At 73.1% G+C, this 13,923-nt stretch carries 13 protein-coding genes; 8 read left to right on the top strand and 5 right to left on the bottom strand.

The genetic code is table 11. From position 1 onward, the window contains the following. Positions 1-3,301 (top strand): WD40 repeat domain-containing protein (locus tag GTY56_RS20230; protein WP_161366763.1); only part of this gene is annotated, 3,301 nt, incomplete at its 5' end. 206 nt (positions 3,302-3,507) lie between these two features. On the opposite strand, the gene GTY56_RS20225 is transcribed toward GTY56_RS20230, so the two are convergent. The 4 genes from GTY56_RS20225 to GTY56_RS20210 all read right to left on the bottom strand — a co-directional run bounded on the left by GTY56_RS20225 (position 3,508) and on the right by GTY56_RS20210 (position 6,122). Continuing rightward, positions 3,508-4,080 carry a GNAT family N-acetyltransferase gene (locus tag GTY56_RS20225; RefSeq protein WP_161366762.1) on the bottom strand — a complete coding sequence of 191 codons (573 nt, stop codon included), beginning with the start codon at positions 4,078-4,080 and terminating at the stop codon, positions 3,508-3,510. A 139-nt stretch (positions 4,081-4,219) separates the two neighbouring features. Then, the gene (locus tag GTY56_RS20220) at positions 4,220-4,744 is read right to left on the bottom strand and encodes a DinB family protein (protein WP_161366761.1); all 525 of its coding nucleotides are present in this window, start codon (positions 4,742-4,744) and stop codon (positions 4,220-4,222) included. A gap of 9 nt (positions 4,745-4,753) precedes the next feature. Next, positions 4,754-5,218, bottom strand: a complete 465-nt coding sequence (locus GTY56_RS20215; RefSeq protein WP_202510476.1) for a hypothetical protein — start codon at positions 5,216-5,218, stop codon at positions 4,754-4,756. A gap of 37 nt (positions 5,219-5,255) precedes the next feature. Next, the gene (locus tag GTY56_RS20210; RefSeq protein ID WP_161366760.1) at positions 5,256-6,122 is read right to left on the bottom strand and encodes a bifunctional DNA primase/polymerase; all 867 of its coding nucleotides are present in this window, start codon (positions 6,120-6,122) and stop codon (positions 5,256-5,258) included. Positions 6,123-6,489: 367 nt separating this feature from the next. Here GTY56_RS20210 and GTY56_RS20205 point away from each other — a divergent pair, with 367 nt between their 5' ends. From GTY56_RS20205 to GTY56_RS20180, 6 genes are all read left to right on the top strand, one after another. Further along, a complete protein-coding gene (locus GTY56_RS20205) occupies positions 6,490-6,816 on the top strand; it encodes a hypothetical protein (RefSeq protein WP_161366759.1) in 327 nt (108 codons plus the stop codon). A 159-nt stretch (positions 6,817-6,975) separates the two neighbouring features. After that, entirely contained in the window at positions 6,976-7,890 is a 915-nt protein-coding gene (locus GTY56_RS20200; RefSeq protein WP_161366758.1) for an OB-fold domain-containing protein, read from the top strand. 23 nt (positions 7,891-7,913) lie between these two features. Continuing rightward, a complete protein-coding gene (locus GTY56_RS20195; RefSeq protein WP_346345524.1) occupies positions 7,914-8,297 on the top strand; it encodes a MaoC family dehydratase in 384 nt (127 codons plus the stop codon). Next, positions 8,294-9,466, top strand: a complete 1,173-nt coding sequence (locus tag GTY56_RS20190; protein ID WP_161366756.1) for a lipid-transfer protein — start codon at positions 8,294-8,296, stop codon at positions 9,464-9,466. The genes GTY56_RS20195 and GTY56_RS20190 overlap by 4 nt, the downstream gene beginning before the upstream one ends. A 132-nt stretch (positions 9,467-9,598) precedes the next feature. Next, positions 9,599-10,159 carry a SigE family RNA polymerase sigma factor gene (locus GTY56_RS20185; RefSeq protein WP_161366755.1) on the top strand — a complete coding sequence of 187 codons (561 nt, stop codon included), beginning with the start codon at positions 9,599-9,601 and terminating at the stop codon, positions 10,157-10,159. A 148-nt stretch (positions 10,160-10,307) separates the two neighbouring features. Continuing rightward, positions 10,308-11,966: a long-chain fatty acid--CoA ligase gene (locus GTY56_RS20180; RefSeq protein WP_346345523.1), complete on the top strand. Its 1,659-nt coding sequence runs from the start codon at positions 10,308-10,310 to the stop codon at positions 11,964-11,966. A gap of 30 nt (positions 11,967-11,996) precedes the next feature. On the opposite strand, the gene GTY56_RS20175 is transcribed toward GTY56_RS20180, so the two are convergent. Next, positions 11,997-13,199 (bottom strand): MFS transporter, encoded by a 1,203-nt coding sequence (locus GTY56_RS20175; protein ID WP_161366754.1) that lies wholly within the window; start codon positions 13,197-13,199, stop codon positions 11,997-11,999. Between the two features lie 130 nt (positions 13,200-13,329). Between GTY56_RS20175 and GTY56_RS20170 the strand changes: the two genes are divergently transcribed. Then, positions 13,330-13,908, top strand: coding sequence for a TetR/AcrR family transcriptional regulator (locus tag GTY56_RS20170; RefSeq protein ID WP_107456560.1), 579 nt, complete (start codon positions 13,330-13,332; stop codon positions 13,906-13,908). The last annotated feature ends 15 nt before the right edge of the window (positions 13,909-13,923 follow it).

Raw genomic sequence — 13,923 nt, 5'->3', positions numbered from 1 at the left:
GGCCCCCGCCCCCGCCGCCCGACCATCGACCGGCCCCGCCCACCGACCGACGGCCCCGGACCCCGACACCGCCCGCGCCGCCGTCGCCGCCTGGGCCCGGCGCGTGGCTCCCTCCGGGGCCCGTCCGGTCGTGATCGTGGACCAGTTCGAGGAAACGTTCACGCTCTGCCCCGACGAGGCGGACCGGCGCGCCTTCATCGAGGTCCTGCACGCCGCCTGCTCGCCCGCCGGCCCCGGCGAACCGGCCCCGGCGGTCGTGGTGCTGGGCATCCGCGCCGACTTCTACTACCGCTGCCTGAGATACCCGGAACTGGCCGACGCGCTCCAGCACCGCCACATGGTGCTCGGGCCGCTGACCACGGCGGAGCTGCGCGAGGCGGTGACCGGCCCGGCCAAGGCCGTCGGCCTGGAGCTGGAACCGGGCCTGGCGGAGCTGATCGTCCGGGAGGTCAGTGCCGACGGTCTGCGCCCGGCGCACGACGCGGGCGTGCTGCCCCTCCTTTCGCACGCCCTGCTCGCCACCTGGCAGCGCAGGAAGGCGGGCCGGCTCACGCTGGCCGGCTACCGCGCGGCCGGCGGCATCCAGGGCGCGGTCGCGGCGACCGCCGAACGGGCCTGGGCCGGCCTCGACCCCGCCGCGCGCACGGCCGCCCGGCTGCTCCTGCTCCGCCTGGTCCGCCTCGGCGAGGACACCCAGGCCACGCGCCGTCGCGGAACCCGGGATCAACTGGCGCGGGAGTCGGCCGACCCGGGCAAGACCGAGGAGTCCCTCGAAGCGCTGGTGCGCGCCCGGCTGGTGACGCTCGACGCGGAGACCGTGGAGATCACCCACGAGGCGCTGCTGCACGCCTGGCCGCGGCTGCGCGACTGGATCGACGAGGACCGGCAGGGCAATCTGCTGCGTCAGCGCCTGGAGGAGGACGGCCGGGCCTGGGAGGAGTCGAACCGCGACACTTCCCTGCTCTACCGGGGCTCCCGGCTGGAGCAGGCCCACACCTGGGCGCGATCCGCCGGGGCCACGTTCCTGACCCGCAGCGCGGTGGAGTTCCTGGCCGCGTCCGTGCGGCTGCGCAGACGGATCATCTGGATCAGCCGGGGCGCGGTGGCGGCGCTCGTCGTGCTGGCGCTGCTGGCCGGCGGGTCGGCGATCGTCGCCTGGAAGCAGCGGGACGCGGCCGTCTTCGAGCAGGTGCTCGCCCAGTCCGACCGCGTCCAGCACACCGACCCGTCGCTGTCCGCGCAGCTCGACCTCGTGGCGCACGGGCTGCGGCCCGACGACAAGGGCACGAACAGCCGTCTGATCTCCATCGTGAACGCCCCGCTCGCCACCCCACTCACCGGCCACACGGGCGCCGTCTACCTCACGACCTTCAGCCCGGACGGCCAGGTCCTGGCCACCGCAAGCTACGACCGGACCGTACGGCTGTGGGACGTCGCCGACCCCAGGCGTCCCAAGCCCCTGGGCAGGCCCCTCACCGGTCACACGAGCTGGGTGAGCAGCGCGGTCTTCAGCCCGGACGGCCGGACGCTGGCCAGCGCGTCCGACGACGGCACGATCCGGCTGTGGGACGTGACCGGGCCCGGGCACCCGAAGCCGCTCGGCGAGCCCCTGACCGGACATGACGGCACGATCTACCTGATCGCCTTCAGCCCGGACGGGCGCACGCTGGCCTCCGCCGGCGACGACCGCACCGTCCGGCTGTGGAACCTGGCCGACACGAGCCGGCCGCGGGCCCGGGGCGAGCCCCTGACCGGGCACACGGCAGCGGTGCGGTCGGTGGCGTTCGGCCCGGACGGCCGGACGCTGGCCGCGGGGGGCGACGACGGCACGATCCGGCTGTGGGACGTGTCCGGCCCGGGGCGCCCGGAGCCGGCCGGGGCACCGCTGACCGGTCACACCGCCACCGTGCACTCCGTGGACTTCAGCCCCGACGGGCGCACGCTCGCCAGCGGCAGCGCGGACGGCACCGTCCACCTGTGGAACATGGCCGGTCCGGGCCGCCCGGCCGCGGTCGGCGCGCCGCTCACCGGCCACACCGGGCCGGTCTGGTCCGTGGCCTTCAGTCCGGACGGGAACATGCTCGCCGCGGCCAGCGCGGACAGCACCGCGAGCCTGTGGAAGGTCAGCGATCCGGAGCACGCGTCGCAGGTCGGAGGCCCCCTCGCGGGCAGCAGCGGCGAGATGTACGCGCTCGGCTTCAGCCCCGACGGGCGCACGCTCGCCACCGGGGCGGGAGACAACAAGGTCCGCCTGTGGTCGCTGCCCACGTCGGACATGACCGGCCGGACCGGAGTGTTCCGGCCGGACGGGCGGCTGCTCGCGACGGCGGCCCGGGACGGGCGGATCCGGCTGTGGGACGTGCGGACGCCCGGCAGGCCGATCCGGACAGGAGAACCGTTCCGCCCGGGCAAGGGCGACGTGCGCTCCCTGGAGTTCTCCCCGGACGGCCGCACCCTCGCGGTGGTGACGGGTGACCGGGTGGTGGAGCTGTGGGACCTCGGCGACCCCGAACGCCCGGTCCGCCACGGCTCTCCCGCACCCTTGCGCACCCGGTACGCCGACCCGCTGGCCTTCAGCCCCGACGGGCAGATCCTGGCCACCGCCTACGACGACCGCACCATCCGGTTGTGGAACATCGGCGACCCGGCCCGGCCGCGCCCGCTCGGCACTCCCCTCACCGGCCACAAGGGCTACATCAACCACCTCGTGTTCAGCCCGGACGGCCGGACGCTCGCCAGCGGCAGCGCGGACGGCACGATCCGGCTGTGGAACGCGACCGATCCGGGCCGGGTGCGGCTGACCGGGGCGCCTCTGCGCGGCCACCTCGGAGCGGTCAACGCGCTCGCCCACAGCCGCGACGGCCGCATCCTGGCCAGCGCCGGCGACGACAACTCGGTCCGCCTCTGGGACACCACGGACCCCGCCGGGGCCACCGAGCTGGCGCGGCTCACGGGCCACACGGAGGCGGTCGTGTCGCTGACGTTCAGCCGGGACGGCCGCACCCTGGCCAGCGGCGGCAACGACAGCACCGTCCGGCTGTGGAACGTCACCGACCCCGCGCACGCCACCGCGATCGGCCCGTCGATGAGCCCCAACACCAAGACCGGCACCTTCCTGGCGTTCAGCCCGAACAGCGACATGCTCGGGGTGTCGAGCGGCGCGGACACGATCCGGCTCTGGGACCTCGACGTCGACACGGCCGTCCGCCGCATCTGCTCGATGACCCGGGGCGTGCTGACGCCGGACACCTGGCGGGAGTACCTGCCCCGGCTCTCCTACGATCCGCCGTGCGACGGCTGACGAGGCCGTCCTGTCCAACGGGCTTGGGAATCACGGTAGTTCAGTGATACCAGTCACAACCGGGGTTTCCTGACGGGTAGTCGGCTCGTGGTGGGCAAGCGCTTGTTACCCTTGGCCATAGCTCGACCGCTGGTGCATCCCCCGTCGCCAGCGGTCGAGCCTTTTTTCAATGCAGGTCAAGCCCTTTCAACGCAGGTCAAGCCTTCTCAGCGTAGGTCGAGGCGCATCAGAACGCGGGGGTGACCGGCCAGGACCGAGGTCGTGTCCGCCGCGTGGACGAAGCCGGCGCGCTCGAAGTTCTTCCGCAGACCCGCGTACGCCATCGTCAGGTCGATCTTGGCGTCGCCGTTGTCCAAGGGGTACGCCTCGACCGCCGGTGCGCCCCGGTCGCGGGCGAACCCGACCGCCCCGGCGATGAGGGCGTGCGAGATGCCCTGCTTGCGGTGGCCGGGGCGGACCCGGATGCACCAGAGCGACCACACCGGCAGGTCGTCGACGTGCGGGATCTTGCGGTTGCGGGCGAAGGAGGTGTCCGCGCGCGGAGCGACGGCGGCCCAGCCGACCGGTTCGTCACCGTCGTAGGCGAGGACGCCCGGGGGCGGATCCGCGCGGCACAGCTCGGCGACGTACGCGCCGCGGGCCGGGCCGCGCAGTTCGTTGTTGAGCCGGGAGGGGATCCGGTAGCTCAGGCACCAGCAGACGTTCGCCCCGGGCGACTTCGGCCCGAGCACGGCACGGACGTCCTCGAAGTCCGTGGCCGCGCGAACGTCGATACTCATGCGCCCACGATGTCACGCCCCGGGCGGCCGCGCCCCGGGAGCCGGGGACACGGTCCGGGTGAAAGGAGTCGTACGCATCGCGGCAGGTCACAGACCTGCCACTAGTGATGTGGACGTACCGGTACGCCCCGGGCACCGTCTAGACGGACGCCACCCGCAACAGCCGCAGCTGGCCGATCTCGCTCACGTTCTTCATCAGCTCCGCGTTCACCCAGGCCACCATGTGCTCGACGGTGTGCCCGGGATCGTTCGGCCAGGGGAACGGGGCCGTGGCGTCCAGGTCCTCGTCGGTGAGGTCGTCCAGGACCTTCAGCCACTGCGTGCGCAGGCCGCGCAGCCACTCGACCGTCGGGGCGCCCTCGCCGGGCCAGACGATGTCCGCCCGGTCGCGGGGCGGGCGGCCCTGGGCGTGGTCGAGGGTGACGCTCCACCACCATCCGATGTGCCAGGTCACCCACCCGAGGGTGGGCACGGGGACCGGGTCGGGTTCGGTGTCCGCCCAGTCCGGGACCCAGACGCCGTCCGGACCCCGGCGCATCGTCCAGCAGAGCTCCGCCGGCTCCCAGAGGAAGTCGCCGGGCTCCAGCCGCTCCAGGTGGTACTCGAACAGTGACCAGGTGAACTCGAACTGCCAGCGCGGCAGTTCCGTACGGAAAGCGCTCATCGGGCGACCCTACGGGGGCGCCGGGGCGTCCCGGGCCAGTACCGGCCAGTCGAGGTCGCGCAGCGCGGGCTCGGCGTCGCAGTCCGAGGGCAGGCGGGGCGTGGACTGGAACCAGACGACGGTCAGACGCGAGCGGTAGGCGACCGGGTCGCGGGCCGGATCCAGGGCCGCCGAGTGGAACGTGCCGAGGCAGGCCACGGCGGGCAGCACCTCGACCGGCCCGAGGCCGCCCGCGTACTGGTCGGGGTACTCGCGCCGGGGCGGGACGAGGTGCACCGGCGTGCCCGGGCGGGACCGCTCGGCGGCGTGCAGGAGGCTGCGGATGCGCAGGTCGTTCAGCGGCTTGCAGGGGTAGCCGTCCAGCAGGTCGCCGTACGTCGACGAGAACCGCAGCTCGGCGAGGTCCACCGGGCGGCCGGAGGCCAGGACGAGGCGGGCGAGCGCCAGGGCCGGCCGTTTCGCGTGGAGGTGCATCGAGGTCTTTCGGTGGTGGTCATGGGCGGAGCCGGGTTCACGGCCGGTGCCCGGTCATCCGTGCCGCCGAGGCGATCGTCGCCCGGGCCTCCCGTTCGGACAGGCCGGTGGCCCGGGCCGCGCCGGCCAGCGCATCCACGAGCGCCGGGCCGATGCCGTCCTCGTAGGCACGGCAGGCCGCCCAGAACAGGCGGGTGTTGCGCTGGCCCTCGTGCGCGGCCAGGACGAACTGGACCAGGCCCTGGCCGTGCCCGCCGGCCGAGGCGGGCAGCGGGTGGTGGGCGCGGGGCGGCGGGAGGAGCAGCCGCAGGAGGGAGCGGGGGCAGGGGGCGGGGGCCAGATGCGCGGTGCCCGGGGCTGCGGCGTATACGCCCCGGCCGGTGCGGGAGCCGGGGCCGACCAGGTAGCCGCCCGCGCCGCGGATGTCGATGCCGGGGGCGAGCCGGCCCGCCGAGTTGGGGACGACCACCTCGGGCGGTCCGCTCAGCCACAGGTGCCGCCCGCCCGACGGGGTCACGACGACCACGGTCGGCGGGATGGTGAAGAGGTGCCGCAGCGCCAGCTCGCGCAGGGCGGCCGAGGAGTCCATGCCGGTCTTCACGTCCAGGTCGAGGCCGATCAGATGGTGCGGGGGCAGGCCGCAGGCGATGCCGTAACCGGTCGCCCAGGGCGCGGCGGCGAACAGTTCGCGGATGCGGGCCGGGTCGCTGGAGGCGTCGTAGACCCCGTGCCCGAGGCGGCCGCACGCGCCGTGGCAGGGGGAGGGCGCGGGGTCGTCGCGGTGCGGGGAGCGCAGTGCCGGGAGCTTGGAGCGGGACAGGGGGAGGACGGCCAGTCCGCGTTCGGCGGCTGACAGGGCGTGTGCGAGGGCCAGCGTCGTGGCCTGCCGGTCGGTGGTGGCCATGCCTCTAGTTTCGTACGCACGTTCGAAAAGGAAAGAGGGAACGGGTGCGACGCGCCGGGGCCGGATGGTGGCCGGGAAAGCTGCTGGAACGCTTCATCCCTTGCGGCACCCGGGTTCGAACGCCCTCTTTCGCTCTCATCCGGTGCGGAAGTGACGCATAGGGGTTTATCGACTTGTCCTCACGCTTGCGTGCGAATAGGGGCTTCCGGTGTGGTTCGCCGGGGATTCGGTGGGCAACTCTGGACTCGCGACGTCGAGCACCGCACCGGGGCGGCCGGCCAACTTCCCTGGTGACAGCAGTGATTCACGCACGACGGCCATGAGCCGGTGCGTCCTCGCTCCCGAACAGTCCTGGAGGGACAAGAACATGGCAAGCATCCGTACCGCCCGCGTCATCGCAGCCGTCTCCGCCCTTCCGCTCGCCGCCGCCCTCTTCACCGGCGTCGCGACGGCGGACAACGGCGCCTTCGCGGACAACGGATCCATCGCGGCCGTCACGGAGGCCGAGCAGGGCAACCTCGGCAGCGGCGTCGGTGGCGACAACTTCGGCACCGCGGCCACCACCCAGCAGCAGGCCGTCGGCGACGGCGCCTCGAACCAGAGCAACACCGCGCAGGTCAACGGCTCGGAGTTCACGGCCGTCAACCAGGGCAACGCCAACACCGCCATCAGCTTCGCCCCGCTGTGGTGGTGAGCTGAGCGGGCCGGTGCGGCGGCACCGGCCCGGGTGCTGTGGGGGTGTGCTTCGTGGGGTCACAACGTCTGAGCGGCGGTACTCCGGTACCGCCGCGCAGGCGTTTGCGCGTCTGCGGGGCCTTGACGGCATCCTAAATCTGACGGACAGTCAGAAACCGTGAGTGGTGAGCCGGAGGTCCACGAGGAGTTCGAGGCGCGCCTGAAGGCCTACGAGGGCCTCCCGGCCGCCGCCACCGGGGTCGGCCGCGACCTGGTCAACGAGCCGATGATCAGGCACTGGTGCGAGGCCATGGGCGACACCAGCCCCGCGTACACGGGACCGGACGCCATCGCTCCGCCCACCATGCTCCAGGCCTGGACCATGGCCGGCCTCACCCGCCGCCCCGAGCGCACGGCCGCGTACGACGAACTGCTCACGCTGCTCGACGAGTCGGGCCACGACGCCGTCGTCGCCACCGACTGCGAACAGGACTACCTGCGCCCGCTGCGCCCGGGCGACCGGATCACCTTCGACTCCGTGATCGAGTCGGTGTCCGGCCGCAAGACCACGAGACTCGGCACCGGCTACTTCGTCACCACCCGCACGGACGTCAGGGCCGGGGGCGAACTCGCCGGCACCCACCGCTTCCGCATCCTCAAGTACGCCCCCGCACACCGGCCTTCGCAGCCGGTGGAACGCCGCCCCCGCCCGGTCGTCAACCGCGACAACGCCGGCTTCTGGGAGGGCGTGGCCCGCCACGAACTGCTCATCCAGCGCTGCACCGCCTGCCGCACCCTGCGTTTCCCCTGGCTGCCGGGGTGCAACGCGTGCGGCTCCCCGGACTGGGACACCGTGGCGGCGAGCGGCGAGGGCACCGTCTACTCGTACGTCGTCATGCACCACCCGCCCTTCCCGGCCTTCGAACCGCCCTACGCGGTCGGCCTCATCGACCTCGCGGAGGGCGTGCGGATCGTCAGCAACGTGGTCGGAGTGCCGTACGACGAGGTGCGGATCGGCATGCCGGTGCGGCTGGAGTTCCGGCGGTACGACGAGGAGCTGGAGCTGCCGGTGTTCCGGGGGGTGGGCCCGTGAAGGCCGGTGAGGGGGGTGGGCCCGTGAAGCCCGGTGATCGCCTCCCGCCGCTGGAGATCCCCGTGACCCGGACCCTGATCGTCGCCGGGGCGATCGCCTCCCGGGACTACCAGGACGTCCACCACGACCCGGAGCTCGCCCGGCGCAAGGGCTCCCCGGACATCTTCATGAACATCCTGACGACCAACGGCCTGGTCGGCCGCTACATCACCGACCACTTCGGCCCGCGTGCGGAGCTGCGCCGGGTCGCCATCCGGCTGGGCGCGCCCAATCACCCCGGCGACACGATGGTGCTCACGGGCACGGTCGAGGAGGTCGACGGCGACACGGTGACCGTCCGGGTCGTCGGTGCGAACGGCATCGGCAAGCACGTCACGGGCACCGTGACGGTGAGGGTCCCGGCATGAGCCGGCGAGGGGGGGACGGTTTCGGCGGGCGCGCGGCCGTCGTCGGTGTGGGGGCCACCGCCTTCACCAAGGACTCGGGCCGCAGCGAACTGCGCCTCGCCGTCGAGGCGGTGCGGGCGGCCATCGCGGACGCGGGGCTGACCCCGGCCGACGTCGACGGGATGGTCACCTTCACGATGGACACCAGCCCCGAGATCACCGTCGCCCAGGCGGCAGGCATCGGGGAGCTGTCCTTCTTCTCCCGGGTCCACTACGGCGGCGGCGCGGCCTGCGCCACCGTCCAGCAGGCCGCCCTGGCGGTCGCCGCGGGCGTCGCCGACGTGGTCGTCTGCTACCGAGCCTTCAACGAGCGCTCGGGCCGCCGCTTCGGCTCCGGAGTGCGGCACCGGGAGCCGTCGGCCGAGGGCGCGGCGCTCGGCTGGTCCTTGCCGTTCGGCCTGCTCACCCCGGCCTCGTGGGTGGCGATGGCGGCCCGGCGCTACCTCCACACCTACGGGCTGACCCCGGAGGCGTTCGGGCACGTGGCGGTCACCGGCCGGAAGTACGCGGCGACCAACCCGGCGGCCCACTTCCACGGCCGGCCCATCACCCTGGCCGACCACGCCGCCTCGCGCTGGATCGTCGAACCGCTGCGGCTGCTCGACTGCTGCCAGGAGACCGACGGCGGCCAGGCCCTCGTCGTCACCTCCGTCGAACGGGCCCGCGGCCTGCCCCACCCGCCGGCCGTGATCGCCGCGGCTGCCCAGGGCGCCGGACGCGCCCAGGAGCAGATGACGAGCTTCTACCGCGACGACCTGACCGGCCTGCCCGAGGCCGCGGTGGTCGCCCGGCAGCTGTGGCGCACCTCGGGGCTCGCCCCGGCCGACATCGACGTGGGGATCCTCTACGACCACTTCACGCCGTTCGTGCTGACGCAGCTGGAGGAGTTCGGCTTCTGCGGCCCCGGTGAGGCGGCGGACTTCGTGGCCGGGGAGCACCTGCCGCTCAACACGCACGGCGGTCAGCTGGGGGAGGCGTACCTGCACGGCATGAACGGCATCGCGGAGGCTGTCCGGCAGATCAGGGGGACGGCGGTGAACCAGGTGCCCGGGGCGCAACGGGTCCTGGTGACGGCGGGGACGGGCGTGCCCACGTCGGGACTCGTCCTGACCGCCTCCCCCCAGGGGTGAACCCGCAGTACCCCGGGTCCACCGCTCCACCTACAGGAGGTGCGGCGGGCCCTGCCCCTACAACCTGAGGGGGACCCCGCTTCGGGACCTGCGGCCGATCCGCTCGCCGTGCCCCGCTCATAGCGTTGAGCCATGACCACACTCGTCTGCACGAGCGCTTCGAAGGCGGCCGGACCAGCGGCGCAGACCCTTCCGTACCCGTCGTTCTCGTCGTACGTCAGGGCCCGCCAGCCGGTGCTGCTGCGTACCGCCCGCTCGCTCACCGGCAACCCGAGCGACGCGGAGGACCTGCTGCAGACCGCCCTCACCAAGACGTACGTCGCCTGGGAGCGCATCGAGGACCACCGCGCCCTCGACGGCTATGTGCGGCGGGCGCTGCTGAACACCCGGACCTCGCAGTGGCGCAAGCGCAAGGTCGACGAGTTCGCCTGCGACGAGCTGCCCGAGCCGGACCCGGTGCCCGGCGGCGACGACCCGGCCGAGCAGCAGGCGCTGCGCGACGCGATGTGGCGGGCGATCATGCGGCTGCCCGCCCGGCAGCGGGCGATGGTGGTCCTCAGGTACTACGAAGACCTCAGCGAGGTCCAGACGGCCGAGGTGCTCGGCGTCTCGGTCGGCACGGTGAAGTCGGCCGTCTCCCGGGCGATCGGCAAGCTCCGCGAGGACGCTGAGCTGGGACTTGTCCGCCAGTGAGGCGGTGCTGCGCCCGCTTGTGAGCTGCCCCTCCGGCATGGCGTGATCTGATCGATCACCCGGTCCTAGTGACATACCACGCGGTATGTGCGCAGAATCAGCGCAACCTTTACCACCGCGTAGGCAAAGTCGCCCCCGGGAGGACGCCGTGCTGAGCACCATGCAGGACGTACCGCTGCTGATCTCAAGGATCCTGACCCACGGGTCGACGATCCACGGGACATCACAGGTGACCACCTGGACCGGTGAGGACGAGCCGCACCGCCGCTCCTTCGCCGAGATCGGCGCCCGCGCGGCCCAGCTGGCCCACGCGCTGAAGGACGACCTCGGCGTCACCGGTGACGAGCGCGTCGCGACCCTCGCCTGGAACAACGCGGAACACGTCGAGGCCTACTTCGCGATCCCGTCCATGGGCGCGGTCCTGCACACCCTGAACCTCCGCCTCCCGCCCGAGCAGCTGGCCTGGATCGTCAACCACGCCGCCGACCGTGTGATCATCGCCAACGGTTCGCTGCTCCCCCTGCTCGCCCCGCTGCTTCCACACCTGAAGCCGGTCGAGCACGTGGTCGTCACGGGCCCCGGAGACCGCTCCCTCCTCGACGGCGCCGGCGTCCGCGTCCACGAGTACGAGGACCTGATCGCGGGCAAGCCGACCTCGTACGACTGGCCCGAGCTGGACGAACGCCAGGCCGCCGCCATGTGCTACACCTCCGGCACCACCGGCGACCCCAAGGGCGTGGTCTACAGCCACCGTTCCGTCTACCTGCACTCCATGCAGGTCAACATGGCCCAGTCGATGGGCCTGACCGACGAGGACACCTCCCTGGTCGTGGTCCCCCAGTTCCACGTGAACGCCTGGGGCCTGCCGCACGCCACTTTCATGACCGGCGTGAACATGCTGATGCCGGACCGTTTCCTCCAGCCGGCCCCGCTCGCCGCGATGATCGAGAGCGAGCGGCCGACCCACGCCGCCGCCGTCCCCACCATCTGGCAGGGGCTGCTCGCCGAGCTGACCGCGAACCCCCGCGACGTCTCCTCCCTCGGCCAGGTCACCATCGGCGGCTCGGCCTGTCCGCCCTCGCTGATGGAGGCCTTCGACAAGCTGGGCATGCGGGTCTGCCACGCCTGGGGCATGACGGAGACGTCCCCGCTCGGCACGATCGCCCGTCCGCCGGCCGGGGTGGCGGCCGGCTCGGAGGAGGAGTTCGCCTACCGCCTCACCCAGGGCCGCTTCCCGGCCGGTGTCGAGGGCCGCCTGACCGGCCCCGGCGGCGAACGCCTCCCCTGGGACGGGACGTCGGCCGGCGAGCTGGAGGTGCGCGGCCCCTGGATCGCCGGGGCCTACTACAACGGCCCCGACGGTGAACCCCTCCGTCCCGCCGACAAGTTCAGCGAGGACGGCTGGCTCAAGACGGGCGACGTCGGCACGATCTCCGCCGACGGCTACCTCACCCTCACCGACCGGGCCAAGGACGTCATCAAGTCCGGCGGCGAGTGGATCTCGTCGGTGGAGCTGGAGAACGCCCTGATGTCCCACCCGGACGTCGCCGAGGCGGCCGTCGTGGCCGTCCCCGACGACAAGTGGGGCGAGCGCCCCTTGGCCACGGTCGTCCTGAAGGAGGGCTCCACCGCCACCTTCGACACCCTGCGCGCCTTCCTCGCCGACGAGGGCAAGGTCGCCAAGTGGCAGCTCCCGGAGCGCTGGACGATCGTCGAGGCGGTCCCGAAGACGAGCGTGGGCAAGTTCGACAAGAAGGTCCTGCGCAGGCAGTACGCGGAGGGGGAGCTGGACGTCACCAGCCTCTGACCCGCCCCCGGACCGCCGTACGGCAGCGCCTCACCGTCGTACGGCGGTCACGCCCCACCCCAGCACCAGCCACACCCCCGCGACACCGCACACCCCGCCCCACCCGAAGTGGCTGTAGGCGGTCCCCGCGAGGGCCGATGCGGCCGCGCCGCCCGCGAAACCGGCGACCACATAAGCGGTGTTGGCCGTGGCGGGGGTGGCGGTCGCGGTCAGGGCCAGGGTCTGGTTGGCGACGTGGGAGGCGACCAGGGCCGCGTGCACGGCGACCGCGGCGGCGAACAGCGCCCACAGCACCTGCCCGCCCAGCCAGAACAACGGCACCGAAACGGCGGCGATCAGGTACGCGGAGCGCACGACCCGCGCCGCCCCGAACCGGTCCACCAGCCCGCCCGCCAGCGGCGCCACCGCACTCGCGGTCAGCCCGAACAGGCCGAACAGCCCGGCGGTCGCGGTGGACAGACCGTATGCCGGACCGGTCAGCAGCAGCGCCAGTGAGGTCCACAGGGCGCTCCACGCACCGAACATCCCGGCCTGCCGCACGCACGCCCGCCACAGCTCCGGCGAGCTCCGCAGCACCGACGGCAGCGCGACGAGCCCCGCGAACAGCGGGCCCTGCCGGCGCCGCCGCGACGGCAGGGCCACCGCGGTCGCGAGCCCCAGGGCGAGCGTGAGCACGGCCGCACCCGCGAACACCCACCGCCAGCCGAACGCCTGCCCGGCCAGCCCGCCCAGGACCCGGGCCGCGACGATGCCGGTGAACAGGCCCGCGATGACCGCCGCGACATGCCGGGCCCGCCGCTCGGCGGGGGCCCGCTCGGCGACGAGCGGGACGAGCAGCTGGGGGATCACGGTCGCCGCCGAGGCGACGAACACCGCGGCCGCGAGGACGGCGGCGCCCGGGGCGGCCGCACTGGCACCCAGCGCGAGCGCGGTGACGAGCGTGAGCCCGGCGACCAGCCGGCGCCGGTTCGCACGGTCGCCGAGCGGGGCGAAGAACAGCAGCCCGACCGCGTAGCCGAGCTGGGCGACCGAGGCGATCCAGGCGATCGCCGAGGGCGCCGAACCGAAGTCGCGGGCCATGAGCGGCAGCAGCGGCGCGGCGAGGTAGATGTTGGCGGCGGTGACCGCGCTGCACACGGCGAGCAGCGTGAGGAAGAGGCCGGGGGCGGGGGTACGCGCCTGCCGCGCGGGGGCGGCGGTGCCACGGGCTGTGGTGGTGGTCGCTGACGGCATGGGAGGGGACTCCTTGGAGTCGGCTCTAGCAACTAACTGGTTGGTTGGCTTATGGGGCAACAGTCTGAGCCGCCCCGTCATTCCCTGTCAACCAAACAGTTGGTTACCCGGTCGCGCTACGCTCTCCCCCATGGCAGCAAGGGACCCCGAGGCCACCAAGGCCCGGATCTTCGAGGCGGCGGTCGCAGAGTTCGCCCGGCACGGCATCGCCGGTGCCCGCATCGACCGCATCGCCGCCGCGGCGAAGGCCAACAAGCAGCTCATCTACGCCTACTTCGGCAACAAGGCCGAGCTGTTCGCGATCGTCCTCGAAAAGAAGATGCTCCACCTCGCCGAGGCCGTCCCGGTCGACCCGGACGACATCGAGAGCTGGGTCGACCGCCTGATGGACTACCACGCCGCCCACCCGGAGCTGCTGCGCCTGCTCTTCTGGGAGGGCCTGGAGTACGGCAGCACCGAGCTGCCCCACGAGTCCGACCGCCAGGAGCACTACGCCCGCAAGGTCGCCGCCCTCCGCGAGGGGCAGCGGCGCGGAGCCGTCACGGACGCCATTCCGGCGGCCGACCTGCTCTTCCTGCTGACCGCCCTGGCCAACTGGACCGCCGTCGTCCCCCAGATGCGGCGCATCCTGGTCGGCGACGGCGAGTCCGAACGGGACCGCCTGCGGGCCTCGGTGAAGGAGGCCGCGCGCCGGCTGACGGCCCGGTAGGACCGCGGCCCGTGC

It is taken from the genome of Streptomyces sp. SID5643 (genome assembly GCF_009872555.1).
Taxonomy (GTDB): domain Bacteria; phylum Actinomycetota; class Actinomycetes; order Streptomycetales; family Streptomycetaceae; genus Streptomyces; species Streptomyces iakyrus.
This window is presented reverse-complemented; position numbering and strand designations above follow the sequence as displayed.

Bases quoted from the DNA above. Each gene is read 5' to 3' on its own strand.
- GTY56_RS20185 (WP_161366755.1), top strand. From the start codon at position 9,599: ATGACCACACTCGTCTGCACGAGCGCTTCGAAGGCGGCCGGACCAGCG.
- GTY56_RS20175 (WP_161366754.1), bottom strand. From the start codon at position 13,199: ATGCCGTCAGCGACCACCACCACAGCCCGTGGCACCGCCGCCCCCGCG.
- GTY56_RS20215 (WP_202510476.1), bottom strand. From the start codon at position 5,218: ATGCACCTCCACGCGAAACGGCCGGCCCTGGCGCTCGCCCGCCTCGTC.
- GTY56_RS20205 (WP_161366759.1), top strand. From the start codon at position 6,490: ATGGCAAGCATCCGTACCGCCCGCGTCATCGCAGCCGTCTCCGCCCTT.
- GTY56_RS20190 (WP_161366756.1), top strand. From the start codon at position 8,294: ATGAGCCGGCGAGGGGGGGACGGTTTCGGCGGGCGCGCGGCCGTCGTC.
- GTY56_RS20210 (WP_161366760.1), bottom strand. From the start codon at position 6,122: ATGGCCACCACCGACCGGCAGGCCACGACGCTGGCCCTCGCACACGCC.
- GTY56_RS20225 (WP_161366762.1), bottom strand. From the start codon at position 4,080: ATGAGTATCGACGTTCGCGCGGCCACGGACTTCGAGGACGTCCGTGCC.
- GTY56_RS20220 (WP_161366761.1), bottom strand. From the start codon at position 4,744: ATGAGCGCTTTCCGTACGGAACTGCCGCGCTGGCAGTTCGAGTTCACC.
- GTY56_RS20170 (WP_107456560.1), top strand. From the start codon at position 13,330: ATGGCAGCAAGGGACCCCGAGGCCACCAAGGCCCGGATCTTCGAGGCG.